Annotated in this window: 20 protein-coding genes, 1 tRNA gene and 1 pseudogene; 11 read left to right on the top strand and 11 right to left on the bottom strand. The window is 61.3% G+C overall.

The features are described 5' to 3' along the window. From ACXYMO_RS06625 to pedF, 4 genes and pseudogenes are all read right to left on the bottom strand, one after another. Positions 1-113: pseudogene (locus tag ACXYMO_RS06625) on the bottom strand ((2Fe-2S)-binding protein); the annotation flags it as partial. A 30-nt stretch (positions 114-143) separates the two neighbouring features. Further along, positions 144-665: a CoxG family protein gene (locus ACXYMO_RS06620; RefSeq protein WP_458877860.1), complete on the bottom strand. Its 522-nt coding sequence runs from the start codon at positions 663-665 to the stop codon at positions 144-146. Positions 666-737: 72 nt separating this feature from the next. Next, the gene (locus ACXYMO_RS06615) at positions 738-1,640 is read right to left on the bottom strand and encodes a substrate-binding periplasmic protein (RefSeq protein ID WP_458877859.1); all 903 of its coding nucleotides are present in this window, start codon (positions 1,638-1,640) and stop codon (positions 738-740) included. Positions 1,641-1,658: 18 nt separating this feature from the next. After that, positions 1,659-2,339: a cytochrome c-550 PedF gene (gene pedF, locus ACXYMO_RS06610; RefSeq protein WP_458877858.1), complete on the bottom strand. Its 681-nt coding sequence runs from the start codon at positions 2,337-2,339 to the stop codon at positions 1,659-1,661. Positions 2,340-2,652: 313 nt separating this feature from the next. Between pedF and ACXYMO_RS06605 the strand changes: the two genes are divergently transcribed. The 11 genes from ACXYMO_RS06605 to ACXYMO_RS06555 all read left to right on the top strand — a co-directional run bounded on the left by ACXYMO_RS06605 (position 2,653) and on the right by ACXYMO_RS06555 (position 17,240). Further along, positions 2,653-3,609: a YVTN family beta-propeller repeat protein gene (locus ACXYMO_RS06605; RefSeq protein ID WP_458877857.1), complete on the top strand. Its 957-nt coding sequence runs from the start codon at positions 2,653-2,655 to the stop codon at positions 3,607-3,609. A gap of 222 nt (positions 3,610-3,831) precedes the next feature. After that, entirely contained in the window at positions 3,832-4,278 is a 447-nt protein-coding gene (locus ACXYMO_RS06600) for a tetratricopeptide repeat protein (protein WP_458877856.1), read from the top strand. Positions 4,279-4,677: 399 nt separating this feature from the next. Then, on the top strand, positions 4,678-6,444 hold the full coding sequence (locus ACXYMO_RS06595) for a PQQ-dependent methanol/ethanol family dehydrogenase (RefSeq protein WP_458877855.1): 1,767 nt from the start codon (positions 4,678-4,680) through the stop codon (positions 6,442-6,444). Between the two features lie 360 nt (positions 6,445-6,804). Further along, the gene (locus ACXYMO_RS06590; protein ID WP_458877854.1) at positions 6,805-7,461 is read left to right on the top strand and encodes an HNH endonuclease signature motif containing protein; all 657 of its coding nucleotides are present in this window, start codon (positions 6,805-6,807) and stop codon (positions 7,459-7,461) included. 469 nt (positions 7,462-7,930) lie between these two features. Continuing rightward, the gene (locus tag ACXYMO_RS06585; protein WP_458877853.1) at positions 7,931-8,626 is read left to right on the top strand and encodes a response regulator; all 696 of its coding nucleotides are present in this window, start codon (positions 7,931-7,933) and stop codon (positions 8,624-8,626) included. Between the two features lie 32 nt (positions 8,627-8,658). Next, positions 8,659-9,834, top strand: coding sequence for an FIST N-terminal domain-containing protein (locus ACXYMO_RS06580; protein ID WP_458877852.1), 1,176 nt, complete (start codon positions 8,659-8,661; stop codon positions 9,832-9,834). Between the two features lies 1 nt (position 9,835). After that, positions 9,836-12,043 carry a hybrid sensor histidine kinase/response regulator gene (locus tag ACXYMO_RS06575; protein WP_458877851.1) on the top strand — a complete coding sequence of 736 codons (2,208 nt, stop codon included), beginning with the start codon at positions 9,836-9,838 and terminating at the stop codon, positions 12,041-12,043. 92 nt (positions 12,044-12,135) lie between these two features. After that, a tRNA-Gly gene (locus tag ACXYMO_RS06570) sits at positions 12,136-12,209 on the top strand. Between the two features lie 237 nt (positions 12,210-12,446). Continuing rightward, a complete protein-coding gene (locus ACXYMO_RS06565; protein WP_458877850.1) occupies positions 12,447-14,267 on the top strand; it encodes an ABC transporter transmembrane domain-containing protein in 1,821 nt (606 codons plus the stop codon). Positions 14,268-14,407: 140 nt separating this feature from the next. Next, entirely contained in the window at positions 14,408-16,288 is a 1,881-nt protein-coding gene (locus ACXYMO_RS06560) for an acyl-CoA synthetase (RefSeq protein ID WP_458877849.1), read from the top strand. Positions 16,289-16,316: 28 nt separating this feature from the next. Then, positions 16,317-17,240 carry an alpha/beta hydrolase gene (locus ACXYMO_RS06555; protein WP_458877848.1) on the top strand — a complete coding sequence of 308 codons (924 nt, stop codon included), beginning with the start codon at positions 16,317-16,319 and terminating at the stop codon, positions 17,238-17,240. A 54-nt stretch (positions 17,241-17,294) separates the two neighbouring features. On the opposite strand, the gene ACXYMO_RS06550 is transcribed toward ACXYMO_RS06555, so the two are convergent. The 7 genes from ACXYMO_RS06550 to ACXYMO_RS06520 all read right to left on the bottom strand — a co-directional run bounded on the left by ACXYMO_RS06550 (position 17,295) and on the right by ACXYMO_RS06520 (position 26,300). Then, positions 17,295-18,131 (bottom strand): alkaline phosphatase family protein, encoded by an 837-nt coding sequence (locus ACXYMO_RS06550; protein WP_458877847.1) that lies wholly within the window; start codon positions 18,129-18,131, stop codon positions 17,295-17,297. A 173-nt stretch (positions 18,132-18,304) separates the two neighbouring features. After that, a complete protein-coding gene (locus ACXYMO_RS06545; protein ID WP_458877846.1) occupies positions 18,305-19,120 on the bottom strand; it encodes an ion transporter in 816 nt (271 codons plus the stop codon). 52 nt (positions 19,121-19,172) lie between these two features. Continuing rightward, positions 19,173-20,810 carry an ABC transporter ATP-binding protein gene (locus ACXYMO_RS06540; RefSeq protein ID WP_458877845.1) on the bottom strand — a complete coding sequence of 546 codons (1,638 nt, stop codon included), beginning with the start codon at positions 20,808-20,810 and terminating at the stop codon, positions 19,173-19,175. Continuing rightward, complete coding sequence (locus ACXYMO_RS06535) at positions 20,810-21,628, bottom strand: ABC transporter permease (protein ID WP_458877843.1); 819 nt, start codon at positions 21,626-21,628, stop codon at positions 20,810-20,812. Before ACXYMO_RS06535 ends, ACXYMO_RS06540 begins: the two co-directional genes overlap by 1 nt. Beyond that, positions 21,625-22,581 carry an ABC transporter permease gene (locus ACXYMO_RS06530; protein ID WP_458877842.1) on the bottom strand — a complete coding sequence of 319 codons (957 nt, stop codon included), beginning with the start codon at positions 22,579-22,581 and terminating at the stop codon, positions 21,625-21,627. The genes ACXYMO_RS06535 and ACXYMO_RS06530 overlap by 4 nt, the downstream gene beginning before the upstream one ends. A 12-nt stretch (positions 22,582-22,593) precedes the next feature. Next, positions 22,594-24,183: an ABC transporter substrate-binding protein gene (locus tag ACXYMO_RS06525; protein WP_458877841.1), complete on the bottom strand. Its 1,590-nt coding sequence runs from the start codon at positions 24,181-24,183 to the stop codon at positions 22,594-22,596. A gap of 119 nt (positions 24,184-24,302) precedes the next feature. Then, entirely contained in the window at positions 24,303-26,300 is a 1,998-nt protein-coding gene (locus tag ACXYMO_RS06520) for a CocE/NonD family hydrolase (RefSeq protein ID WP_458877840.1), read from the bottom strand. Positions 26,301-26,325: the final 25 nt, after the last annotated feature.

Raw genomic sequence — 26,325 nt, 5'->3', positions numbered from 1 at the left:
ACATGCGTCCCCGTCAAACCCTGCTGAGTGCGCAAAAACTCAACCAGCAACGTGCGACCCTCAACGTCGCCGCTCAGCGCACGACCATTAACCGTCATCTCAACTCGCGCCATCTCGTCCTCCTCTTTCTTGTGATGTTTCGATCAGGTAACCAGCCGCTTGAGCCAGCCCTTCTTTTTCTCGCCCGTGTCCGTGGTGTCGGCAGGCGTGTCATCCCCGGCTTCGGAGGCTTCGACGGCCTGCTGGAACCGCTCAAAGAACTGGTCGGCCATTTTCTTTGCAAACCCGTCGATCAGGCGGCTGCCCAGCTGGGCCAGTTTGCCGCCGACATTCGCCTCGACCTCGTAATTCAGGCGGGTGCCGCCTTCGATCTCTTCCAGGGTCACATCCGCGCCGCCCTTGGCGAAACCCGCGGCACCGCCCTTGCCTTCACCGCTGAGGGTGAGCTTGGACGGTGCGACCATGTCCGACAGGACAACCGCGCCCTTGAACGTCGCCTTCACAGGGCCGACCTTTTGCACCACGACCGCCTCGAACCCTTCGTCGGGGGAGCCGGTCATTTCCTGGCAGCCGGGGACGCATTCCTTCAGCACGTCGGCTGACAACAAGGCGTTCCATACGTCTTCGCGCGGGGCTGCAATATCCCGCGAGTCACTGAGCTTCATAACAAGTCCTCCAATGCGTTTGACAGAGGCTATGCCACAGCGCAGGGCGCGCCAATTCGACCTTGGGTCTAGTCAGCGCAGGGCAGGGGGCTGATAGGTCACACCGTATCTATCGAAAATCGCGGCCATGCGCCCGTCCTGGATTGCGGCGGCAATGGCATCGTCCACCGCATAGCCCAGTGCACGATAGGCAAAATGCACCGCCACACCGTTGGTCCATTTGCCCACGCCAAAGCCGGGCAGGGGCGGGGTGTGCACGTCCAGCGCGTCGGTCAGGCCGTGTTCCAGCTGCGCGCGCGGTCCCATGGCGGCCATCGTCTCGCCGCTGGCGAGGGCCGACATGGCCTGTTGAACGGTGGGGTACCGACGAAGGTTGCGACCCAGTTGACCGCCGGGAAAGGAGGTCAGGTAGAAATCGGCGATGGAATCGTTTTCGACAGCGACCGTGTCGAAGCGGAAATAAGCAGGAAGGGGCGGATCGTCCGGGTATGCGTCGCGGCGAAAGGCAATTGCGACTTCCTCGACGAAATAGATGCCGGTGAAGGCAACCTGGTCGACCCGGCAGGAAAAATTGCTGTCATAGGGCACGTGCAGCATGACGTTGGCCACCTGTCCGCCCACGACCGGCCCTTTCCAGACCCAGTTGCGCAGGTCGGCTTCCAGGTCCTCACCGGCGCTGACCAGATTGAACTGGGGTTTGACACCGATCGACTCTGCGATCAGCTGACCGATTTCGATATCGATGCCGGTTGGTTTGCCCCGGTCCATGTAGGACCACGGGGGAAAATCGTCATAGGCGGCAAATGAGATGGTGCCGCGGTCCATGATGGCGTCCAGATCTGCCCCGACGACCGACCGGGCGGTATTTTGCGGCTTGGCCTGGGGAACATGATCCTCACAACGTGCAAACGCAGGCGTCCCGTTCAGGACGCCTGCGATCATTGCGAGACAGAGGCTCAGACCCAGTCGTGTCATATGTGCCTCTCCTTCATATCAATGTGCGACTGACAGGCCGATGGTCAGCGCTTCGGCAGCTGACTTGTAATCCGGCGCATCGCCCGAGATCAATCGCGCCGCGCGATAGGCAACGCTGTCGGCGACGGGGGCGCCGGATCCGGTTTCGATGCTGGTCGCGATTTCGCTCAGTTCCGCCTCGATACCCTCGACGCCCGACATGTCACCCGAGGCGGCCTTGTCCAGCGTGTCGCGGATTTCCTTGAGACGGGCGGTGTGATCGTCCAGCGCACCATCGTCGGGGCGGGCTTCGATATAGGTGCGGATCGCCCAGGCGGCTTTTTGGCCCAGCAAATCGCCGAAGGCGGGCATCTTGGTAATACCGTTCTGGGTGTACCCGGTTTGGAACCGTTCAACGTACCATTCATCGCCGTCTTCGTTCGCTTCGAGATAGCGCAGATCAGGGGCCAGACCGCCCGACACCACGCCCAGACCGTGGCACCGCGCACAGTTCTGGTTATAGCCCGAGCTGCCGATTTCGACCGCGGCGCTCCAAACCTCATCGCCAGCGTCGCGATAGGGGTTTTCGGTCAGCCATTCTTCGCCGACATCGGGCAGGGCATCGGTGTTCACAGGCTGCGGGGCGACATCGCCATGGGCGAATGCCAGTGTTGCAAAAACGGAAAGGCCGAGCGCGGCCAGAGGTACTCTCAGGGTCATCATTTCCTCCTGGAATTTCGTTGATTGATTGATAGCCCGTCAAGAAGGTGCTTTTGTATGCGACCTTGGTTATAGCGCCAGGCGCGGTTTGAACTTTGGTCCAATGGCATGGCGCGAATCCAGACGAGTAAGCTGTTTTTCAACACGAAAAGGTCGAAGCCCGCATGATCGCCGACTGAGGCACCCACGCCAGAGGTCTGGCCGGTGTCCGTGTCCGGAGCGGGCCTGCGTCCAAAGCATGACCTTGAAATACATGTTTGCCGTCGGCACTGTCCCACGGCCGGCCCGCTGCACTGAAACGGAACGCCCCCTGATGAAATCCCTTTGCACCGCCTTGTTCCTGATCGCCGCCTCGCCTGTTGCGGGGGCTGAAATCTGGGTGACCAATGAAAAGGACAACACCATCAGCGTGATCGATATCGACACGCTCGAGGTGGTGCGCACCCTGCAAACGGGCGAGCGGCCGCGCGGCATTACCTTCTCGCATGATTATTCGGTCGTTTACATCTGCGCCTCGGACAGTGACGCGGTTCAGGTGATGGACCCCGTTTCGGGCGAGATCCTGCACGATCTTCCCTCGGGCGAAGACCCCGAGCAATTTGTCCTGCACCCGAACAATCGGCACCTTTATATCGCGAACGAGGACGATGCGATCACGACGGTGGTCGATACCCAGACCCGCAAAGTGGTGGCCCAGATCGATGTAGGGATCGAACCCGAGGGCATGGCCGTCAGCCCGGATGGTAAGATTGCCATTACCACGTCCGAAACCACCAACATGGCGCATTGGATCGACACGTCGACCCGGCAACTGTTCGCCAACACGCTGGTCGATGCGCGCCCGCGACATGCTGAATTCGTGGCCGGCGGGCGCGAATTGTGGGTCAGTTCGGAAATCGGCGGCACCATCACCGTGTTCGACGTCGCCGACCGCAGCGAAAAGGCCAAGGTGGCCTTCAAGGTCAAAGGCGTGCATCCCGACCGGGTCCAGCCTGTCGGCTTCAAGCTGACCGAAGATCAGAAAACGGCCTTTGTCGCCCTTGGACCCTCCAACCACGTGGCCGTGGTCAATGCCGAAACCTACGAGGTCGAGGATTACATTCTGGTCGGGCGTCGGGTGTGGCATATGGAATTTTCGCCCGACAAATCGCTGCTGTTCACCACCAATGGCCTGTCGGGCGATGTGACCGTGATTGACGTGGCCAGCCGCAAACCGATCAAGACGATCAAGGTGGGGCGCTTTCCCTGGGGCGCGGCCCTGCGCCCCTGATTTCGCCGCGCAAGGTGCCCCCGCGAAGGGCTTCGGCGGGTTTCGGCCTCTTGCCGGGAATCTACGACCAAGGGAGGAGTGCCCCGGCATGCCCAACCGGGTACGATAGCCGGGTTACAGGAGCACGCCATGTTCAGAGTTGCGATTATTTCCGCCTGCATCTTGGGGACAGCAGTTTCCGCTGAGATAGAAGACGATCTCGGAACATTGAACCCGGAAGAAATGACGATCAATCGCGTAATCGAAAACGCGATCCGCGGCCAGACCGACATGATGACCTGCGCTGCCGGGTATGGAATCACCAAAAAAGGCGAACACGCCAAGGCCCGCGCCGTATTCGAAGCCTGTGCCGCAGATGGATATACCGGCGCGATGACGTGGATGGGGCAACTCGACAACAACGGTCTGGGTGGTGAATACGACCCGGATGCCGCCGCCGAATGGGATCGCCGCGCCGCGCAGGCCGGGGATCCGGTGGGCAAATTCAACTATGGGCTGGCCCTGATGCGGGGCCATGGGGTGGCCCGCGACCAGGACCTGGGCCGCAAATATGTGGACGAGGCCGCCGCCGAGGGCCTTCAGGTGGCGCGCCGCCTGCAAGCGGCCGAATATGACCTCGATGAGGTCACGCCCGATGCCGACAACTGGAAATACGCGCCTTCCTTCTAAGGCGGACCGCAGACCGAAATCACTCACTTCGGAACAGGTCTCAGACGGGTCGGAAACTTTCCGGCCCGTCTGTTCGTTCGGGGCGGGGAGTCCGGTGCGGTCACGCAGTCCGGGGTCTTGGGCCTACGTCGTAGGTCCGGGCGAGGTGCGGGCGGCCCCCACGGTCGGGGCGGCCAAATCATGCCAGTTTCGATCCTGAAAATCAGCCTTTTCCCTTGTGAAACAACGCCCGCGCCGCTGTGTCGCGCATCCGGACGCAATTGGTAGGACGGTGGCGATTCCGTTACGACCTAGGTGTAATTCCACGTGGGCCTCCCTGAGTTCAATAATGTCCCCAGCTCTGCGATCTCCAATTTCCGGGGGTCGAACAGCGCGCGGACAGCTCTAGGGAGGAAACCGATGAATCGCTTCATAACAGCGGTTGCGACAAGCATTCTGGCGGCCACGGTCGCACAGGCCGAAGTAACCGAAAACGACATCCGTAACGATCAGACCATGACGAACCAGATCGTGACCAACGGCATGGGGCGGCATCTGCAGCGCTACAGCCCGCTGGACACCCTGAACAAGGACAACGTCAGCAAGCTGGTTCCGGCCTGGGCCTTCAGCCTGGGTGGCGAAAAGCAGCGCGGCCAGGAAACCCAGCCGCTGATCTATGACGGCGTCATGTACATCACCGGGTCGTATTCGCGTCTTTACGCGATCGACGTGAAAACCGGCAGGGAACTGTGGCAGTACGACGCCCGTCTGCCCGAAGGCATCCTGCCGTGCTGTGACGTGGTCAACCGCGGCGGCGCCATCTATGGCGACAAGATCTTTTTCGGAACACTGGACGCACGCATCGTTGCGCTGGACTTGAAAACCGGCGACGTCGTCTGGCGTGACAAGATCGCGAACTACAAGGAAGGCTATTCCTACACGGCGGCACCGCTGATCGTGGACGGCCTGGTTATCACCGGCAACTCGGGCGGTGAATTCGGTATCGTCGGCGAAGTGCAGGCGCGCAATGCCGACACCGGCGAAATCGTCTGGACTCGCCCCGTGATCGAAGGTCACATGGGCACGCTGAACGGCGAAGAGTCCACCATGACCGGCACGCTGAACGCGACATGGCCGGGCGACATGTGGAAAACCGGCGGTGGTGCCACATGGCTGGGCGGTTCCTATGACGCGGATACCGACACGCTGGTCTTTGGTGCCGGTAACCCCGCTCCGTGGAACAGCCACCTGCGCAACGCGGGCACGCCGACAGAGGGCAACGCGGGCGACAACCTCTATGCCGCCAGCCGCATCGGCATCGACCCCAAGACGGGCGAGATCAAGTGGCATTTCCAGACCACCCCGCGCGAAGGCTGGGACTATGACGGTGTGAACGAAGTGGTCGCCTATACCGACCGTTCGGGCAACAAGCGTTACGCCACGGCCGACCGGAACGGGTTCTTCTACGTTCTGAACCGTGAAGACGGCAAATTCGTCAGCGCGACACCCTTCGTGAAAGACATCACCTGGGCGTCGGGCATCGACGAAAACGGTCGTCCGATCTTTGCCGAGGAAAACCGCCCTGGCAATCCGGCGGACGCGGCCGACGGCAACAAGGGCGAAGTCATCTTTGCATCGCCGTCGTTCCTGGGTGGCAAGAACTGGATGCCGATGGCGTTCAGCCAGCGCACCGGCAACTTCTATGTTCCCTCCAACGAATGGGGCATGGACATCTGGAACGAGCCGATCACCTACAAGAAGGGCGCGGCCTATCTGGGTGCCGGTTTCACCATCAAGCCGAACTACGAAGACCACATCGGCTCGCTCAAGGCGATCGACCCCGACACCAGCGAGATCAAGTGGGAATTCAAGAACGAAGCCCCGCTTTGGGGTGGCGTGATGACCACGGCCGGCGGCCTGGTGTTCTTTGGGACCCCCGAGGGTGAGTTCGTCGCGCTGGACGATGAAACCGGTGAAAAGGTCTGGTCGTTCCAGACCGGCTCGGGGATCGTCGGTCAGCCTGTGACCTGGGAACAGGACGGCGAACAGTATGTTTCGGTCATCTCCGGCTGGGGCGGCGCGGTTCCGCTCTGGGGTGGCGAGGTTGCCAAGAAGGTCAACTACCTCAACCAGGGTGGTCTGGTCTGGACATTCCGCCTGCCCAAGGAGATGGCCTCGGCCAACTGATCGGAATTCTCCGCAATTCCCTGCGCGCGTCCCACCCCGGGGCGCGCGTTTTTTTGTCCGGGTGCAGTTGGGCCTGAACGATTTGACATCGTTCAAGCGTTCCTGGGGGAGGGCGATCGCCTGACGCTCATGTTGTAGTTGATCGAATGTCAGCATTGCGGACGAAGCCGACGTTAAAGATCATCCCGTTGCTGACATTACGCCGTTCAAATTACGATCCAGTCATTTCGTTCTCGAAGGGGCCTACGGCCTACACGGTCACAAGTGGATGTCTTCCACGCTTGCCGGTTGCCGTGCTCCTGTGCCACAAATGACTCCCCGCCCGCCACGACGCACTGCGCATAGAAAGCAAGGTCCAAGATGAAAGACGTTGAATACGTAAAGTCCGTATTGGCAGGCGAGTACGAAACCGAGCATCCACACGAAATTCCGTACCCGGAATTGGATGAAGTGGTCGGCGGCACGTCATTCGATTTCGTCGCCGGTACCGTGGAAGGGGAAGTGCCAAACGGAAGCGTAAGCCGAGAAGGCCTCGAATATCTGTGGTTCAAGCACGGCAAGAAGTCGATCCTGTCGCACCGCTTCATCGCGGCGGTTACGCTCGGGAAATGGGTTCCGAGGGATTTCGATGTGGATCACGTCAACCACAACCCGTCCGACAACAGGCCGACAAACCTTCGCATCGTCACCCGCCGCGACAACGCAGGAAACCGGCGGAAGGCATTGCTTTCTGAACTTTCCGACCTCGAGGGCGTCTCCGCTGATCTTCGCGAGCGCAAGGCCAAAGAAGCAGCGCAGGCCGTACCCGTACCCGAACCTGAACCGGAGGTAGTACCGATACCAAAACTGGAACCGGCATCGAAGCCCAAACCATTTTACGGTGATCCTTACGGAGGCATGTTGGCCGGCGGTCCCATCCCGACTGTAACGTACACGGGGGAGACCAAGCCCGCCGAACACAGCAATGGAACTTGGTACAAGACCAATCTCGGTTCATGGCACCTTCGGTTTGATTGAAACTGGCCCCAAAGTAACATTCCGCGAGAAGTCGGCGGAAAATTACGCACGATAGTTGCTTTGCGCAATAATATGCCAATGCTGCGACGGGCGACCTTGCCGGGCCAATGCATAAAAAGAACCTGAAGCTAACCCAAAATTTTCCTGTTCCGCCCACCCGACACGGTTAGGACCCAGAGTTAATGGTGGCGAGGAAGAAACCAACGATTGTCCGTTTTGGGTTCACAGGAAAAAGGTGCCGCTAACGCAGGGAACTTCCGCTTCAACGCCCAACACTACCATCTATGCCTAGCGCAGCTTCCGTCACTTTGGGCTCATTCTTGCCATTCGCTGTGATCTCTTGTCCGGCGCGCTCCGTGCCGCGCCGGTGACATGGGTCCCAACATCTCCTCTAGGACTTTCTGGCAATTGGACCCGGACCGTTCGCACGATAGGATCGGTTCAGTAACTCAACCAGTTGGAATGAATGATGTCTCTTGCCATGGAAGTCACCGAACCACGCCCGATCCGGTCGGTTCTGATCGTCGATGATCATCCGCTCTATTGCGACGCGCTTTCCATGACGCTCAAGACCATCATCGACTTTGATGATCTGCGCACGGCCTCCTCTCTGGAAGAGGCGCTTGCACTGGTGGAAACCGGAGGCGAGCCGGATTTGGTGGTGCTTGATCTCAATCTTCCTGACGTCAGCGGGCTTGACGGTCTGATCCGGATGAAATCGGCGGTCGAGGCGCCTGTCATCGTCGTGTCTTCGATGTCGGAAAACACGCTGGTCAGTTCCGCCATTTACGCCGGGGCCGCCGGCTATGTGCCCAAACACAGCCAGTGCAACGTGTTCAACGCGGCGATCAATGCGCTGAAGAAGGGCGAAACCTATCTGCCCGCCGGCTATGCCCTGCAAAAACGCGAGAACGATCCGGTCGAGGATGCCATCAACCGCCTGTCTACGCTCACCAATCAGCAGGCCCGCATTCTGCAACAAATTTGCGCCGGGAAACTGAACCGGCAAATCGCCAATGACCTTGCGATCGCCGAAACGACCGTAAAGGCGCATGTCACCGCCATCATGCGCAAGCTGGGCGTTCAGCGCCGCACGCAGGCGGTTCTTCTGGCCAAGAAGACAAGCTTCGAGAGTGTCTTGCACGACACCCCTGATGAAGCATAGGCTGTCTGACAGTCAAAAGGGAGGAGATTGCGATGGATCAGTCCAAGCGGCTGACCGATGCGCAATACAATGGCGCAACCGGGATCGTCCGGTCTGCCAGCGTCGATTATTGGTCCGAGAACCCGGTTGAGACACTCGCCAGCGCGCTTGCGGGCCCCGATCTTGAGCTGGTTCTTCTGTTCGTTTCGCCGCAGGCCGACGTCGCCGCCGTCATCGAAACCGCACATGACCGGTTTGCCCCGGCGACGGTTGTCGGCTGCACCACCGCCGGCGAAATCGCCGAGTCCGGTTACAGCGAGGATCAAATCCTTGCCATCGGGTTGCCGCGCGATCATTTCCGCGCCGAAACGGTTCTGGTCGAGGATCTGAACACGTTCGATAGCCGCCAGTTGATCGGCGAAATTATCCGCAACAGGAACAATCTGGCGGCCAAACGTCCGAACTGGCCGAACGAGTTCAATTTCCTTCTGATCGATGGCCTGTCCACCCGCGAGGATGCGCTGACATCGGAACTGGCCGTGGGCATCGGGCCGGTCCAGCTGTTTGGCGGCTCGGCGGGGGATGGCACCCGGTTTCAGGAAACCTTTGTTCTGTATGACGGCAAGATGCTGACCAATGCGGCGGTGCTGATTCAGGTCCGCACCGATTGCCGGATCAAGGTGTTCAAGACCGATCATCTGATCCCCACGGAATTGCGCATGGTGGTGACCGGGGCGGACCCGAAAAAGCGTCTGGTGCATGAAATCAACGCCGAACCGGCGGCGCGCGAATATGCCCGCATCCTGGGCAAGGATCCGGAACAGCTGACCACCTTTACCTTTGCTGCCCATCCGGTGGTGGTTCAGATCGGCGACAAACAGCACGTCCGCGCCATTCAGCGCGTCGCCGAAAACGGCGATCTGGTGTTCTTTTCCGCGATCGACGAAGGCCTGGTGCTGACCCTGGCCGAACCTGAAAACATGGTGACTCATCTCGACCGGGAACTGAGCGCGCTCAGCGCCCCGGCGCGGCCCGACATGATCCTGGCCTGCGAATGCATTCTGCGCCGGATGGAAGCGCAGGAAAAACAGGTGACCACCGCCCTGTCGCAGCTGATGGCAAAACACCGTGTGCGCGGGTTTTCCACCTATGGCGAACAGGTCAATTCCATGCATGTAAACCAGACCTTGACGGGGGTTGCGATCTATCCGCCCGACACCGATGTCTGACATGCACCGATCCATCATAAACCCCGACGATTCGCTTGAGCGGCAGAATGAAAAGCTGCTCAAGATCAGCGGCGCGCTCATGCGGCGGGTGGAGCAGTCGACCAAGGACTCAGGTGCCGATTACGCCCAGTTCCAGCGCGCCGTCATGCTGGAAGAGGAAATTCGCAACCGTACCCGCGACCTTGAACACGCGCTGAACCTGCTGAACGAATCCAACAAGCGTCTGGCGCTGGCCAATAACGAAACCGAAGCGGCGCGCTCGAATCTCGCCAATGCGATCGAAACGGTGCAGGAGGGGTTTGCGCTGTTCAACCCCGATGAACAGCTGGTCATGTGCAACAGCCGCTTTGGCATGCATATGCCCGACATTCGCGATCTGCTTTTGCCGGGGCTGAGTTTTCGCCAGTATGTCGACCTGGTCAGCCGGTCCCGCAATCTGGCCCTGCCCGAGGGCGAAACCGCCGACGACTGGAAGGTGCGCCGCCTCAAACGGCATCAGGATGAACATGTCATGTTCAACGTCCGCCTGGCCGATGACCGCTGGGTGCAGGTCAGCGAACACCGCACGCCCGATGGCGGCACCGTGGTCCTGCAAACGGATGTGACCGACATCATGCGCCTTGAGCGGCAGGAACGCGACCGCCTGATCGATGGGCAGGCCCGCGTGGTGCGCGCCACCCTGGAACATCTCAACCAGGGCATCTGCATCTTCGACAATCAAAGCCGTCTGGTGCTCTGGAACCAGCGGGTGAGCGATATGCTCCCGATTCCGGCCCGCCGTCTGATCATCGGGGCAAGTTTCAATTCCCTCTTTGAACGGTTTCGCGATCAGGTCACCTTCATCAAGGGGGCAACCCCCCAAATCGTGCAGGACTGGATCACCCGGTCAGGCCGGCGCGCGCCGATGCATTTCGAAATCATGCAGGGTAACAGCAAGACCCTGGCCGTCGATGCCCAGGAAATGCCCGACCGCGGCTTTGTGATCAGCTTTACCGATACCACCGCCGAACGCGCGGCGGTGCAGGCCATCCGCCAGGCCAACGAGATGCTCGAAGGGCGGGTCACCGAACGCACTCTCGAACTTGAGGATGCGCTGGCCGAGGCGGAGCGCGCCAATGCCTCGAAGTCCCGCTTCGTCGCGGCCGCCAGTCACGACCTGTTGCAGCCGCTTTCGGCGGCCAAGCTGTTTGTGTCCTCCCTGGAAAGCACGATGGAGGATGACGGCACGCGGCAGGTTCTGTCGAAAACCAACAGCGCGCTGTGCAGTGTGGAAAACATCCTCGAAGCGCTGCTTGATATTTCCAAGCTGGATTCGGGCCGGGCCACCATCCATGTCAGCGCGGTATCGCTGGATGATATGCTGCAGCAATTGCAGGATGAATTGGCCCCGCTGGCCGAGGCCAAGGGGCTGGATCTGCGCATCCTGCGCACCGGCGTGCATGTCACCAGCGATCTGACCTATTTGCGCCGCATCCTGCAGAACCTCGTTTCCAACGCCATCCGCTATACCGCGACGGGGCGTGTTCTGGTCGGGGGACGGCGCACGCCCAACGGCATCCGGGTCGAAGTGTGGGATACCGGTCCCGGTATCCCCGAGGACAAGCAGAACCTGATTTTCGACGAATTCGAACGCCTGAATGCCACGGCCAGCGCCGCCGACGGCATGGGCTTGGGTCTGGCTATCGTGGATCGCGCCTGTGCGCTGCTGAACCACCCGCTGAACCTCAGGTCCGCGCCCGGGCGGGGGTCGGTGTTTTCCGTCGAACTGCCGCTGAACCGGGCCGTAAGGCGCGCGGCACCCGCACCGGTGGCCTATCCGATCTCGCAGGCCCGGCTGAGCGACCGCACGGTCGTGTTGATCGAGGATGACGACACCCTGCGTCAGGCCATGCAACTGACGATGAATAACTGGGGCATCGACGTTCTGGCCTGCTCCAGCGAGGCCGAAGCCCTGGACAAGCTGACGGATGCCGGGCGGGCCCCGGAACTTGTGCTGGCGGATTACCAGCTCAAGGACGGCAAGACCGGCATCATGGCGCTGGCCAGACTGCGCGACATATATGGTGCGGTCCCGGCCTGCATCATCACGGCCAATCGTTCGGACGGGGTGATCAGTGAATGTGAGCGCATGAACGTGCGCCTTATGCATAAACCGATTGAACCGGCGCAACTTCACGCCTTTTTGATGTCCGCGCTGCCGGCCGCATGAATTCCCCGGACGTCCTGGCCGCCGGTTTGCGCCGAAGATGACAAGTGTCCTTGACGCCGCTTCTGCCATGAAATAATCACCAGACCCACCACGCGGGCGTTGTGTAGTGGTAAGACCTTAGCCTTCCAAGCTAATGACGCGGGTTCGATTCCCGCCGCCCGCTCCAAAACTCTCCACAGTTGCGCGTTTTGCCCCTTGGCCTGCGGATTTCGCCAGTCCTTTGGCGTGTGTGCCCTTTTGCGTACGACCGTATGGCGGTTGAATATGCGGCCAATACGCACAATATCGCGCCATGGACGCGACTGGCGGGTTGACCGGACTGCCCGCTGCATCCATGAAACAAGGCCAAACCTGATCGCCCCTCTGCCGGGGCGCGGCCTGCCGACAAGGATACCGCACCACCATGGCCCGAACGTCTGCCAACCAACCAGTTGCCCCAGCCACGCCCGGCGCCAAGGAAGAGCGGGAGAAATCCCGCAATATCGGTGGTCTCGAGGCGCTGTGGCCCTTCGTGCGGCCCTACCGGCTTTTGGTGCTGGCCGCCGGTCTGGCGTTGATCCTGACGGCCTGTGTGTCGCTCACCCTGCCGCTGGCCGTGCGCCGGGTGGTTGACAATTTCCGCACCGCCGATGGCGCGTTGCTGGATCAGTATTTTCTGGCCGCTCTGGGTATCGCGGGCCTTCTCGCGGTGGGGACGGGGCTGCGCTATGCGCTGGTGACGCGGCTTGGGGAACGGGTCGTGTCCGACATCCGCAAATCAGTCTTTGACCGCGTTGTGGGAATGAGCCCGGCCTTTTTCGAAAATATCATGACCGGCGAGGTGCTGAGCCGGATCACCACGGATACCACGCTGATCCAGTCGGTTCTTGGGTCATCGGCCTCGATCGCCCTGCGCAACATGCTGATCTTCATCGGGGGGCTGGTGCTGATGCTGGCCACCTCGGCCAAGTTGACCGGCCTGGTCCTGCTGCTGGTGCCGGCGGTGATCGTGCCCATTCTGTTTCTTGGCCGCCGCCTGCGCAAGATTTCCCGCAAAAACCAGGACTGGATCGCCGCCTCGTCGGGCAACGCGTCCGAAACGCTGGGCGCGGTTCAGACGGTTCAGGCCTTTACCCATGAGGACGCCAGCCGGGCCCAGTTCGCCGAAATGACCGAAACCGCTTATGACGTTTCGATCCGCCGTATCCGGACCCGCGCGCTGATGACGGTGATCGTCATCACCCTGATCTTTGGCGGTGTCGTCGGGATCTTGTGGGTCGGTGCGCGTGACGTGCGCGCCGGCGCAATGAGCGAGGGCACCCTGATCCAGTTCGTGATCTATTCGGTCATGGTCGCGGGGGCCGTGGCCGCCCTGTCCGAAATCTGGGGCGAATTGCAGCGCGCGGCGGGGGCAACAGAACGCCTGATCGAATTGTTGCGCAGCACCGACACGGTCAAGGATCCGGACCATCCCGCACGGTTGCCGACTCCGGTGCGCGGTGAGATCGAATTCGACAATGTGACCTTCCACTATCCCTCGCGTCAGGACGTGCGCGCGCTGAATGGCGTCTCGCTGAAAATCGCGCCGGGTGAAACAGTGGCCTTTGTCGGCCCCTCGGGCGCGGGCAAGACCACGATCATCCAGATGATCCTGCGGTTTTACGACCCCGATCAGGGCCGTATCCTGCTGGACGGTGTCGCGCTGAACGAACTTGAGCGCAAAACATTCCGCCAGCATCTGGCCATGGTGCCCCAGGACCCGGTGATCTTTGCCGCGTCGGCGCGCGACAACATCCGGTTCGGCCGCCCCGAGGCCACCGATGAACAGGTCGAACAGGCCGCGCGCGCCGCTGCCGCGCATGATTTCATCGCAGCACTTCCTGACGGGTATGACAGTTATGTCGGCGAACGGGGCGTGATGCTGTCGGGCGGTCAGAAACAGCGCATCGCCATCGCCCGTGCCATCCTGCGCGATTCACCGGTCCTGTTGCTGGACGAAGCGACCAGTGCGCTGGACGCCGAAAGCGAACGGCTGGTGCAGCAGGCCGTCGACAAGCTTAGTTCGGGGCGCACGACCCTGATCGTGGCGCACCGTCTGGCAACGGTGAAAAAGGCCGACCGCATCGTGGTGATGGACGAAGGTCGAATCGTGGCAATGGGTCCGCATGATCAACTGGTCGCCGAGGGCGGGCTTTATGCGCGCCTGGCGCGCCTGCAATTCACCGACGGCATCGCCGCAGAGTAACCGCCGCAGCGCCGTTTGGCGCGACGTCACTTGCGCCAACTGCGACCTTTGTCGCCTGCGTCCTTGCGTGTGTTGCGTTTTCCTTTCATCCTGTGCCCGAGATAATGGCCCGGAACCGGGCGCACAGGGGAGGACGCGATATGACAATCGCAACTATGGCGGACAGGGACGCCATTGAAAACGAAATGCCGTGGGAGCAGCGGGATCTGCCGAAAACGCTGCATCAGATGCTCAGCCGCACGGCGAAAAACCATCCGAATTCCAACGCCTTTAGTTACCAGATCTTTTCGGGTCCGACCGACAAGGCGGAAACCCTGAAATGGGGTCATCTGCTGGAAAAGGTGAACCAGACCGCCAATCTGTTCCGCTCGCTCGGGGTCGGGGAAAACGACGTGGTCGCCTATATCCTTCCCAACTGCAACGAAACGCTTCTGACCCTGCTGGGCGGTGCGATCGCTGGCATTGTGAACCCGATCAACCCGCTTTTGGAGCCGGAACAGATCGGCTCGATCCTGCGGGAAACCGGGGCAAAGGTCGTCGTGACGCTGAAACCCTTTCCGAAGACCGACGTGGCTGACAAAACCGCCGAGGCCGTGCGCCATGCGCCCGACGTCAAAACCGTGCTCGAGGTCGATCTCAATCGTTATCTCACCCCGCCCAAATCCTGGATCGTTCCGCTGGTGCGCCCCAAACTGGAAGGGCCGCTGCACGCCGATTACCTGAACTTCAACAAGGAAATCGCCAAGCAGCCCAAGGAACTGGCCTTTGCCGACAGCACGCAGGACCGGGTGGCGTTCTATTTCCACACCGGCGGCACCACCGGCATGCCCAAGGTGGCGCAGCACACCTATGGCGGCATGGTCTATAACGGATGGGTCGGGGGCGAACTGCTGCTCAGCGAGGCGGATAACATCATGTGTCCGCTGCCCCTGTTCCATGTCATGGCTTGCCACGTGATCGTCATGGCCGCCGTATTCTGCGGCTCGCACGTGATTTTCCCGACGCCGCAGGGCTATCGCGGCGAGGGTGTTTTCGACAATTTCTGGAAGCTGAACGAACGCTGGAAAACCACCTTCATCGTCACGGTGCCAACGGCGATTGCGGCCACCATGCAGCGCCCGGTGGATGCTGACATCTCGACTGTGAAAAAGGCGTTTTCGGGCTCGGCCCCCCTGCCCAAGGAACTGTTCCGCAGGTTCGAAGAGGCGACAGGCGTCAACATCATCGAAGGCTATGGCCTGACCGAGGCGACCTGTCTTGTGTCCGGCAACCCCGTGGATGGTGAGAAAAAGATCGGCTCGATCGGAATTCCCTTCCCCTACACGGATGTGAAGATTCTGAAAACTTCGCCCAATGGCCTGCTTCAGGCCGATGTGGACGAGGTTGGCGAAATCTGCATTTCGAACCCCGGCGTTTACGCAGGAAAAACCTATACCGAGGCGGAAAAGAACCGGGACCTGTTCTATGCCGACAAATACCTGCGGACGGGGGACCTGGGCCGGATTGACGCCGATGGCTATCTCTGGATCACCGGGCGCGCCAAGGATCTGATCATCCGGGGTGGTCACAATATCGACCCGGCCGAGATTGAAGAGGCTCTTCTGGGCCATCCGGCGGTGGCCTTTGCCGGCGCCATTGGCCAGCCCGATGCGCGCGCGGGCGAATTGCCCTGCGCCTTTGTCGAACTCGTTGATGGCGCCAGCGTCACGCCCGAAGAGCTGATCGAATACTGCAAGGTGCATGTGCACGAACGCGCCGCACAGCCCAAGCATGTGACCATTTTGCCCGAGCTGCCCAAAACGGCCGTGGGCAAGGTGTTCAAACCCGATCTGCGCAAGAATGCGATTACCCGCGTCTATAACGAAGCGCTTGAACAGGCGAACGTGCAGGCCCGCGTCGTGTCGGTCATCGATGACAAGAAACGCGGCCTCGTCGCCCAGGTCGAACGCAACGGCGCGGATGAGGGGGACGTGGGCAAAGTGCTGGACGAATTCATTCGCCCGTGGGAATGGGCAGCCTGAGCATCGGGTCTGAAACGGGAGGTGTCGAATGGGCTATGATCGTCTGATCGACGCCGAAATCTGGGCCTTCATTCGCAGGACGGCCCAGTCCTATCCCGACGATGCGGTGGAGATGGACATCGCAGGTCAGCGTCGCGTCTATGACGCCATGTGCCGGGATTTCTACCGGGGGCGTCCGCCCGGTATCGACGTGACGGATGTGTCGGCGAACGGCGTGCCCGTGCGTCTTTATTCGGCGGGCGATCCGGGCTGTACGGTGATGTATTTCCACGGTGGCGGCTTTGTCGTCGGCGGGCTGGACAGCCACGACGATGTCTGCGCCGAAATCTGCGCCAATACCGGCTATCGCGTGGTGTCGGTCGATTATCGGCTGTGTCCGGAACACAAACACCCGATCCCCTTTGAGGATTGCTGGCGTGCAACCCAGTGGGCCAGTGAAACCTTTGACGCCGGTCTTGTCCTTGTCGGTGACAGCGCGGGCGGCAACCTTGCTGCTGCGGTCGCCCACCATACGCGCGGGCGCCTCTCGGGGGTCCTTGGTCAGGTGCTGATCTATCCCGGTCTCGGCGGCGACACTGCACATGGCAGTTACATCACCCATGCCAATGCCCCGATGCTGACGCTTGAGGATATCGAATTTTATCACGGCATCCGCTTTGACGGCGAGGAACCTGTCAACGATCCCACCTATGCCGCCCTGCAGGACGACGATTTTTCCGGCCTGCCGCGGACCGCGATATTCACCGCAGAATGCGACCCGCTGCAAAGCGACGGACCGGCCTATCATGACCGCCTGAAAGAGGCCGGGGTGCGGGTGCATCACGAAATGGAGCACGGATTGGTGCACGGCTATTTGCGCGCGCGCGGCATGTCGACCCGCGCCGCCGACAGTTTCGAACGCATCGTTGTGACGATCGAGGCGCTCGGGCAGGGGCTCTGGCCCTACGGGTGAGGCATCAGGCGGCCAGTTGCAAATCCGGATGGGGCAAGTCGCTTGCCTATTGCGCTATCTCAGAAAGGACCCGGCGGTCATCGTGTCCGGCACCGGCGCGCCCAGCCGGTTCAGGATCGTCGGGGCCAGTTGCAACTGGTCGATGACCGTGTCCTCGGGCGGGCCCTCTGCGGGGCCAAAGTAATAAAGCGCTGCATCCTGCTGCAAGTCTCCGCGCCCGCCGTGATGGCCGCGCTCGTCCTGCCCGTGATCGGCGGTGACGATCACCTCGTACCCGGCGGACAGCCATCGGGGGATGAACGGGGCCAGCATCTCGTCCATCACGGCGCAGGCGTGGTCCATCTCCTGGCTTTCGTGAAAAAAGCGATGGCCCATGCTGTCCAGCGTGCAGGTATGCAGCATCCCGTAATTCAGCCCGAAACGCTGGCACAGGTTGGTCATCGTGCCGAACAGATCCACATCCGACGGGGTCATCTGGTTGATCAGCCCATAGCCGGTCATCGTGTGAAACCGGCCGTGGTTGATGGTGTCGCTGTCCGGTTCGTCATATTCGATGTCGCGGACAAAATCGAACGGATGGCGATTGAAGAATTCCGACCAGAAGGAATGCGCCACCGCCCCTGTCACGCCGCCGCCCGCGCGCACCTGGCTGAAAACATCCGGCTGGGACAGGCGGAACACATTGCCATTGCCGGTGCAGCCATGCACCTGCGGGCTGACCCCGGTGTGGATCGAGGCATAGCAACTGGCTGAAATCGACGGCAGAACCGCCCGGTGTTTCCACACCCGCGCCTCGCCCGAGTGCACCCACCCTTCCAGGTTGCCGAACAGACGCCGCCAGTTGAGGAATGGCACCCCGTCGATGATGATGAGCAACAGCTTGCGGTCCATGAGCCCCCCTTTCGTTGCCCATGAATTGACCGTAACCGGGGCGTACGCGCAACAGGGAAACCGGCCGGGGCGCGAATTTTTCCGAATCACCGCCAGACGCGCCGTGGCCCGTGGATTGAGGGCGGGCAGGGGCGGGAAATGACGCTTGTGCTGTGAACGCGACGGCGACCTGTTCAGCCGCCGGGGGGAGTGTCGCGGTCTTTCACCAGGGCCTCGATGGCGCGCAGGCGGTCGAGGATTTCATCGCGGTGGCTCGCGGTGCGCTCGGCGTCCTCGGCATGGTGGGCGTCTTGCATGGAGTTGACGATCAGACCGACGACAAGGTTTACCACGGCGAAGGTGGTCACGAGGATGAAGGGCAGAAAGAAGGCCCAGGCGAGGGGGAATACCTCCATCACGGGGCGGACGATGCCCATGGACCAGCTTTCCAGCGTCATGATCTGGAACAGCGAATAGGCCGAGCGGCCGAGCGTTCCGAACCAGTCGGGGAAGTCCGCGCCAAACAGGTTGGTGGCCATCACCGCGCCAATATAGAACAAAAGCGCCATCAGCAGGAACACCGCGCCCATGCCGGGCAGGGCATTGATAAGCCCCTCGACAACGCGACGCATGGCAGGCGCGACCGAGATCACCCGCAAGAGCCGCAGGATCCGCATGGCGCGCAGCACCGACAGGCCCTGCACCTCGGGGATCAGCGACACGCCCACGATCAGGAAGTCGAAGACGTTCCACCCGTCACGGAAAAATCGCTGGCGATGGATGAAAAGCTTGGTGGCGATTTCGGCCACGAAGATCGCCAGGCACAGGCTGTCGAGGGCAAAGACCAGCCCGGAAGCCTGGGCCATCACCGTGTCGGAGGTTTCAAGCCCGAGAATCACGGCGTTGAAGAGGATCACGCCGAGAATGAAGTTCTGGAACAGGCGGCTTGCGATGAAGCCGCCCAGACGGTCGCGAAAGGACGCGGACGGGGCATTCGGTGTCACTGTCATGTCCGGCTATATGGGGCGTCCGGCAGGCGCCGCCAAGGGCAAAACGCCTTGCTCAATGTCCGGCGCTTTCCATCTTGCGATGGGCGATCACCTCTTCCAGCCAGCCCAGCTTCATCTCGGGGACCGAGCTGAGCAGCAGGTCGGTGTAATCGTCAAACGGCGGGCTCAGGACCTTGGACTTTGGACCATAGCGCACGACCTTGCCCTGATGCATGACAGCGATGGAATCCGCGATGGCGCGCACCGTGGCCAGATCATGGGTGATGAACAGATACGCCACATCCTCGATCTTTTGCAGGTCCAGCAACAGCTTCAGAATGCCATCCGCCACCAGAGGATCCAGCGCGCTGGTCACCTCGTCACAGATGATCATCTTGGGCTTGGCCGCCAGCGCGCGGGCGATGCACACGCGCTGTTTCTGACCACCAGACAACTCCGCCGGATAGCGGTCGATGAACCCGTCGCCCATCTCGATCTCGTCCAGCAGTTCCTTGATGCGCTTTTGTTTCTCGGCACCTTTCAGCCCGAAATAGAATTCGAGAGGGCGTCCGATGATCGTACCCACCGTCTGGCGCGGGTTCATCGCCACATCGGCCATCTGATAGATCATCTGCAGTTCGCGCAGGTCTTCCTTGGTGCGATTGGCGAGATCCTCGCTCAGCGTGCGGCCGGCAAAATCGATCACCCCGCCGCGCGGTGGCAACAGGCCGGTGATCACGCGGGCCAGCGTGGATTTCCCCGATCCGCTTTCGCCCACCACGGCCAGCGTCTGGCCGGGATGCAGGTCCACCGAGACATCATGCAGAACGTCGAAATGCGTGCCCTTGTAGCGCGCGGTGATGTTCTTGACGCTCAATACCGGCTCGTCGGTGGGTTTCTTTTCCTCATGCGTGATCGAACGAACCGAAACCAGCGCCTTGGTATAGTCTTCGCGCGGGGCGGTGATGATCTGTTCGGTCGTGCCATGTTCGACCATTTCACCATGGCGCAAGACCATGATGTGGTCGCTGACCTGCGCCACCACGGCCAGGTCATGGGTGATATACAGCGCGGCCACACCGGTGTCGCGGATCGCCTCCTTGATGGCGGCCAGAACGTCGATCTGCGTGGTCACGTCCAGTGCCGTGGTCGGTTCGTCGAACACCACCAGATCGGGCTGCGGGCACAGGGCCAGCGCGGTCATGCAGCGTTGCAGCTGCCCGCCCGACACCTGGTGCGGATACCGGTTGCCAATGGTTTCCGGGTCCGGCAGGCCCAGCTTGGCAAACAGGGCGACGGCACGTTCTTCGGCTTCGCGCCGGGTTGCCTTGCCATGGCGGATGGTCGCCTCGGTCACCTGTTCCATGATCTGCTTGGCAGGGTTGAAACTCGCCGCGGCGGACTGGCTGACATAGGTCACCTCGCCCCCGCGCAGACTGCGCACATCCCGTTTGCCCGACTTCAGAATGTCGCGGCCATTGACCCAGACCTCACCACCGGTGATTTCCACGCCGCCGCGCCCATACGCCATGGACGCGAGACCGATGGTCGATTTCCCGGCCCCGGATTCCCCGATAAGCCCCAGAACCTCGCCCGGTTGCAGATCAAAGGACACACCGTGCACGATCTCGATCTTGGTGGGACGTTCGCCCGGCGGGTACACGGTTGCCCCGATCTTGAGGTCGCGCACTTTCAGCAACGGGTCAGACATCAGCCGCGCCCTCCCTTGAGACTGGTGGTGCGGTTCAGGATCCAATCGGCCACCAGGTTGACCGAAATCGCCAGCGTCGCGATGGCAAAGGCCGGCCACAGGGCCGCCGGGATGCCATACACGATGCCTTCCTTGTTCTCTTTCACGATCCCGCCCCAGTCGGCGGCAGGGGGCTGCACGCCCAGACCAAGGAACGACAGGGTCGACACGAACAGCACCATGAAGATGAACCGCAGGCCCATTTCCGCCACCAGCGGCGACAGCGCGTTTGGCAGGATTTCCCGAAAGATAATCCACCCGTTGCCCTCACCGCGCAGTTTTGCGGCCTCGACATAATCCATCACGTTGATGTCCACGGCCACGGCGCGGGCCAGACGGTAGACCCGGGTGCTGTCCAGCAGGCCCATGACCACGATCAGCACCGGAACGGTGACCGGCATGACCGACAGAACCACCAGCGCGAAAATCAGCGATGGGATCGACATGATCAGATCGACGAAGCGCGACAGAACCTGATCGACCCAGCCGCCGATGACGGCCGCCAGAAACCCAAGGATTGATCCTGTCACAAAACTCAGGATGGTGGCGACCGTGGCGATGAAAATCGTCGTGCGCCCGCCATAGATCATCCGGGTCAGAAGATCGCGCCCGATACTGTCAGTGCCCAGCAGGAATTCCGAGGAGGCTGGCGCCCAGATATCGTTGCTGACCACTTCGGACATGCCATAGGGGGCAATCAGAGGCGCGAAGATGGCCGCCAGGAAATAGAGCGCGGTGAAAAACAGGCCGATCATGGCCGAGACCGGGATATTCTTCATTTCGGATGCCTCAGTCGCGGATTGGCCAGGATCGAAACGATATCGGCAATCATGTTCAGCCCGATATAGACGGCCGCAAAGATCAGCCCACAGGCCTGCACCACCGGCACGTCGCGCTTGCTGACGTGATCGACGAGGTACTGGCCCATGCCGGGATAGACGAACACCACCTCGACCACTACGACACCCACCACCAGATAGGCAAGGTTCAGCATCACGACGTTGACGATGGGGGCAATCGCGTTGGGAAAGGCGTGTTTGCGGATCACGCTGAATATCGACAGGCCCTTCAATTCGGCCGTTTCGATATAGGCGGATTGCATCACGTTCAGGATCGCGGCGCGCGTCATGCGCATCATATGGGCCAGAACGACCAGCGTGAGAACCATCACCGGTAAGGCAATCGCGTTCAGTTTCTGACCCAGGGACATGGAGTCATTGACCATCGCCACGGAGGAAAACCAGCCCAGCTTCACGGCGATGAAGTAAATCAGCACATAGCCGATCAGGAATTCAGGAATCGAAATCGAGGTCAGCGTCACCGCTGAAATCAACTTGTCGGGCCAGCGGTCACGGTAGCGCACCGCAAGCAGTCCCAGGAAAATGGCAAGGGGAACGGAAATCACAGCCGCCCAAAAGGCCAGGAACAGGGTGTTTTTCAGACGATACCCAAGGGATTCGGCGATGTCGCGCCCATTGGTCAGCGCGGTGCCCAGATCGCCCTGTAACGCATTGCCCAGCCAGCTGAGATAGCGGGTGATGGCAGGTTCGTTCAGGCCCAGTTCTTCACGCAGGTTGGCCAGCGATGTCGGTGTCGCCGATTGGCCCAAAATGGATTGCGCCACGTCCCCGGGCAGGATCTGCGTTCCGACAAAAATCAGAACCGACGCCGCCAAAAGAAGAAGCGTGCTCAGCGCAAGGCGCTGAGCAACGAGTTTTACAACGGGGTGCATCTGCTAATCGCCTCAGGCGTTCAGCCAGCACCGGATTCCGGCATAGCTGTTCATCAGCTCACCGTTGGGATCAGGGTCGTACCCGCCGACCTTGTTGCTGACCGCGTCGACGAAGTCGTTGAACATCGGACAGATCAGGCCGCCCTCATCGCGGACCATATAGGCCATCTTGGAATAGATTTCCTTGCGCTTGGCCTGGTCCAGTTCAGCCTTGGCCGACAGCAGAAGGTCATCGAAATCCTTGCGGCGGAACTTGGTATCGTTCCAGTCTGCGGTCGACAGGTAAGCCGTCGAATACATCTGGTCCTGCACCGGACGGCCACCCCAGTAGGAGGCGCAGAACGGCTGTTTGTTCCAGACTTCCGACCAGTAGCCATCGTTCGGCTCGCGCTTGATTTCCAGCGGGATACCGGCGGCGGCGGCCGACTGCTGGAACAGGGCGGCGGCATCGACCGCACCCGGGAACGCGCCATCCGCGGTGCGCAGGATGATCGGCGATCCGTCGTGACCGGATTTCTTGTAATACTCGGCCGCTTTTTCCGGGTCGTATTCACGCTGCGGGATGGTGTCGTCAAACAGCGGGTAGGACGCATTGATCGGAATGTCGTTGCCCACGCCACCATAGCCGCGCAGAATCTTGTCAACCATTTCCTGACGGTTGATCGCGTATTTGAGCGCCATGCGCAGGTCGTTGTTGTCAAACGGCGCCGTGTCCACATGCATGATGAACACATAATGGCCCGCGCCCGATACGTTGCGCACGGCCAGTCCCGGCGCCCGGTCCAGAAGCTGGGCAACCTTGGGATCGACGCGGTTGATCATGTGCACCTGGCCCGACTGCAACGCGGCGGTCCGGGCGGTGGCGTCGTTGATCACCAGAACCTCGGTTTCGTCCGCATAGCCACGGTTGGGATCCCAGTCATTGGCCCAACGCTTGAACCCGTGGCGCACGCCCGGTTCGTTGATTTCGACGGTATAGGCCCCGGTGCCGATGCCGGCGGTCGGGTCGTCCATGCCGCCGCCCGGCTGGATCACAAGGTGATAATCCCCGATCAGATAGGGAAGGTCGGCGTTCGGCGTGGTCAGTTCGACGGTGAACGTGTCGCCGTCGACCTTCATCGACTCGATCCCTTTCACGATGCCCAGGGCACCCGAAGTCGCCTCTTCGTTCGAATGGCGCTGGATGGTTTTCATCACGTCATCCGGCGTCATCGTCTTGCCATTGTGGAATTCGACACCCTTGCGGATCTTGAAATGCCAGGTTTTCGCATCGGCCGAGGATTCAAAGCTTTCTGCCAGACGCGGCTCAACCTCGCCCGTGGGCGAAACGGCGACCAGCGTGTCGCCCCAATGCCGCAGGACGTTCAGAGGTACCTCGGAGGCGACCAGCGCCGGGTCAAGCGTGTTGCTGCTTTCGCCGCCCGAACACCCGATCTTGAGCATGCCGCCCTTGACGGGGCCGGCCGCGCGGGCCGCATCCGCAAACAGGGTGCTGGCCATCGAGGCGCTGACACCCAGCGCCGTGGCCTTGCCGATAAATTCGCGGCGGGTCATCTTGCCAGCCGTCACGCGGCCCGTGAAATAGTCGAGTTGGTCGTTCATGAAAGTCTCCCGGTTATGGTTCTGCGTCTCAAGGCGCAGTATTATTGATTGATGAGTCAAGGTTTGCGCATTTCGGCCCCCCTCGCAAGGGTTAATGGCGAATATGCGTGACGCTGGCATTACAGATGGTCGCGTGGAATCTCTTCTTTCAGATCACGATCGTAAATCAGAACGTCGTTCTCATAGGCCTGAAGCCGGGCGGTCAGGAAAAACCGGTTCTCGTCCGACCACATGGCACAGCGCGTTTCCGTGCGCAGCCGGATGTCCCCGCGCTGAAGCTCTTCACGCCAGTGGCACCTGCCTTTTGCCGACAGCGGGTCATCGGGGTGAATCGTCCAGCGTTCACGCGCTACCGCGCCGCTGATCAGACCGTGATCGCCATCGGCCACCTTGCCGAAATCGTCTTCGATGACCAGATGCACCTCGCCCGTGTTCAGATCGTTTTCGATCCGCCGCATGTTGCCGGTTTCACGCAGGGTGCGCACCTGCCAGGGTTCATCCGCATCCGGCGGCGGAAACACCCATTCCGCATCCCCGGCAGTGGGGCGCACGGGAAGGGACAGCGACCCGTTGCTCAGCCCGATGATCGCGGCCTCGGGCGCGGGCCAAAGCAGCGGCCAGTAGGACGTCGAAACCGCCACCCGGATTCGGTGCCCCGCGGGCACGCGATAGGCAATATGATCCAGCGCCACGGTGACGGTGTAATCCTCGCCCGGCGTCAGCGGGCTGGGCGCGCCGGGGTCGTCCCGGTGGCTCAGGTTCAGAACGCCATAGGTGATCCGGGTCGAGGCCCCGTCCGGGTGCACATGGCACAGGCGCACGGCGATCTGGGCCTGCGGGCGGTCCGCACTCAGGGTCAGCGTGACCCGGGGCGCGCCAACGATATCGGTATCTTGCTTTAGCGGCGGACTGTCAAAACAGGCCGACAGCGCATCGTCGCTGCGTTGATCGCCGGGCATTTCCGGCCCCAGCCAGATGGCGCAATATTCGCCCGATGCGATGCCGCAATGCTGCGGTGAATTGATCATTGCCCGCAGCCGCCCATCCGATGGCGACAACCCATCGTCCGTCAGGTGCCATTCTTCAACTGGTATGTGATCGGTTGCACCCTCGGCCTCGGCAATCCAGCGCCCCGGGCGTTCGACATACCACGTGGCCGGACGCACCCCGTCCATCAGGTAGGCGCGGTAATCCGGATCTTCCTCGACCCCGGTATCCACACCTTTCAGCCAGCGATCCCACCAGCGCAGCGCCTCCTGAAGAAAGCCGATGCGCGGCTCGGGCACGGCGAAGTGCGGGTATTTGTGCACCCAGGGTCCGACGATCCCCTTGGCCGGCGCCTCCAGCCGTTCGACCAGTTGCGGCACGGCGTTCTTGTAGGCATCGCCCCATCCGCCCACGGCCAGTGTCGCGGCGTTGATGGCGCTGAAATCCTCGCAGACCGAGCCATGCCGCCAATAGGCATCCCGCCGCTGGTGGCGCAGCCATGTGGCGGGCAGGAAGGGTTCGTTTTCCAGCCGCGCCAGCCACATCTCGCGCCAATCCTCGCGCAGGGCCGGATCGGGTGCGCGGCTGGAATAGGACCACATGGTCGCCCCCCAGCCCAGGTTCTCGTTCAGCAGGCAGCCGCCCTTGTAATGAATGTCATCGGCAAACCGGTCCACCGTCGAACACAGGGTGATGATCGCCTTCAGCGGTTCCGGCTGCATCGCCGCCACCTGAAGCGAATTGAACCCGCCCCAGCTGATCCCCATCATGCCGACCGTGCCGCTGCACCAGGGCTGCGCGGCGGCCCAGGTGATCACCTCGACCGCGTCATCCAGTTCCTGTTGGGTGTATTCATCTTCCATCAGCCCCTGGCTGTCGCCATTGCCGCGCATGTCCACGCGCAGGCAGGCATATCCGCGCCGCGCGAAATATGGATGCGTCAGTGCATCGCGCGCGCAGGTCCCGTCGCGTTTGCGATACGGCAGATATTCAAGGATGACAGGGACGGGATCATCGGCCGCGTCCACCGGACGCCAGACCCGCGCCGACAACCGGCACCCGTCTGACAGGGTAATGCCCATGTCCGGTAATTCTTCGATTTCGCGTAATGGATTTTTTTCAAAAGTCATGGACGACAGGTTCGGGTCATCTAGG

The organism is Arenibacterium sp. CAU 1754, from assembly GCF_054482635.1.
This window is presented reverse-complemented; position numbering and strand designations above follow the sequence as displayed.

What these genes read in the sequence shown, in the direction of transcription:
- ACXYMO_RS06535 (WP_458877843.1), bottom strand. Translation starts at nt 21,628, where the DNA reads ATGAAGAATATCCCGGTCTCGGCCATGATCGGCCTGTTTTTCACCGCG.
- ACXYMO_RS06525 (WP_458877841.1), bottom strand. Translation starts at nt 24,183, where the DNA reads ATGAACGACCAACTCGACTATTTCACGGGCCGCGTGACGGCTGGCAAG.
- ACXYMO_RS06615 (WP_458877859.1), bottom strand. Translation starts at nt 1,640, where the DNA reads ATGACACGACTGGGTCTGAGCCTCTGTCTCGCAATGATCGCAGGCGTC.
- ACXYMO_RS06580 (WP_458877852.1), top strand. Translation starts at nt 8,659, where the DNA reads ATGGATCAGTCCAAGCGGCTGACCGATGCGCAATACAATGGCGCAACC.
- ACXYMO_RS06590 (WP_458877854.1), top strand. Translation starts at nt 6,805, where the DNA reads ATGAAAGACGTTGAATACGTAAAGTCCGTATTGGCAGGCGAGTACGAA.
- pedF (WP_458877858.1), bottom strand. Translation starts at nt 2,339, where the DNA reads ATGACCCTGAGAGTACCTCTGGCCGCGCTCGGCCTTTCCGTTTTTGCA.
- ACXYMO_RS06530 (WP_458877842.1), bottom strand. Translation starts at nt 22,581, where the DNA reads ATGCACCCCGTTGTAAAACTCGTTGCTCAGCGCCTTGCGCTGAGCACG.
- ACXYMO_RS06565 (WP_458877850.1), top strand. Translation starts at nt 12,447, where the DNA reads ATGGCCCGAACGTCTGCCAACCAACCAGTTGCCCCAGCCACGCCCGGC.
- ACXYMO_RS06540 (WP_458877845.1), bottom strand. Translation starts at nt 20,810, where the DNA reads ATGTCTGACCCGTTGCTGAAAGTGCGCGACCTCAAGATCGGGGCAACC.
- ACXYMO_RS06575 (WP_458877851.1), top strand. Translation starts at nt 9,836, where the DNA reads ATGCACCGATCCATCATAAACCCCGACGATTCGCTTGAGCGGCAGAAT.
- ACXYMO_RS06520 (WP_458877840.1), bottom strand. Translation starts at nt 26,300, where the DNA reads ATGACTTTTGAAAAAAATCCATTACGCGAAATCGAAGAATTACCGGAC.
- ACXYMO_RS06550 (WP_458877847.1), bottom strand. Translation starts at nt 18,131, where the DNA reads ATGGACCGCAAGCTGTTGCTCATCATCATCGACGGGGTGCCATTCCTC.
- ACXYMO_RS06595 (WP_458877855.1), top strand. Translation starts at nt 4,678, where the DNA reads ATGAATCGCTTCATAACAGCGGTTGCGACAAGCATTCTGGCGGCCACG.
- ACXYMO_RS06560 (WP_458877849.1), top strand. Translation starts at nt 14,408, where the DNA reads ATGACAATCGCAACTATGGCGGACAGGGACGCCATTGAAAACGAAATG.
- ACXYMO_RS06600 (WP_458877856.1), top strand. Translation starts at nt 3,832, where the DNA reads ATGACGATCAATCGCGTAATCGAAAACGCGATCCGCGGCCAGACCGAC.
- ACXYMO_RS06585 (WP_458877853.1), top strand. Translation starts at nt 7,931, where the DNA reads ATGTCTCTTGCCATGGAAGTCACCGAACCACGCCCGATCCGGTCGGTT.
- ACXYMO_RS06555 (WP_458877848.1), top strand. Translation starts at nt 16,317, where the DNA reads ATGGGCTATGATCGTCTGATCGACGCCGAAATCTGGGCCTTCATTCGC.
- ACXYMO_RS06605 (WP_458877857.1), top strand. Translation starts at nt 2,653, where the DNA reads ATGAAATCCCTTTGCACCGCCTTGTTCCTGATCGCCGCCTCGCCTGTT.
- ACXYMO_RS06545 (WP_458877846.1), bottom strand. Translation starts at nt 19,120, where the DNA reads ATGACAGTGACACCGAATGCCCCGTCCGCGTCCTTTCGCGACCGTCTG.
- ACXYMO_RS06620 (WP_458877860.1), bottom strand. Translation starts at nt 665, where the DNA reads ATGAAGCTCAGTGACTCGCGGGATATTGCAGCCCCGCGCGAAGACGTA.